Source organism: Mesorhizobium sp. M4B.F.Ca.ET.143.01.1.1 (assembly GCF_004792275.1).
In the GTDB taxonomy this organism is placed as follows: Bacteria; Pseudomonadota; Alphaproteobacteria; order Rhizobiales; family Rhizobiaceae; genus Mesorhizobium; species Mesorhizobium abyssinicae.
Genome location: NZ_SRSR01000257.1, coordinates 1 through 314 on the forward strand (window position 1 = coordinate 1; position 314 = coordinate 314).

The 314-nt window shown below is 69.4% G+C and carries 1 protein-coding gene; it reads right to left on the reverse strand.

Translation table 11 applies throughout. The features are described from left to right. A partial coding sequence (locus EN786_RS36890) for a tetratricopeptide repeat protein (RefSeq protein WP_135910156.1) occupies positions 1 to 314 on the reverse strand: 314 nt, incomplete at both ends.

Sequence of the window (314 nt, forward strand, 5' to 3'; positions counted from 1 at the left end):
GATTGTCGGCCGCGGCATTGCGCTCGCCGTGCGCGTTCTGGATCATCGCCAGGTCGAAGCGCGCTTGATGGTCGGCGGGATTGGCCGCAAGCCGGCGCTCCAATTCGGCCGGATTGCCAAGCGCCGCCGCCTCCGCCGCAAGCGCCATCTTGGCGCGCAGCGCGGCCAGCGCCGGCGCGTCCTTCTTGTTCTCGGGCGCACGGGCAAGCACCGCTTCAGCGCCTTCCGCGTCCCCGGCATCGAACAGGATCTCGCCGAGGCCCGCGACAGCCTCGATCGTTTCCGGCGCCTGCTCGAGGATCGCGTCATAGATA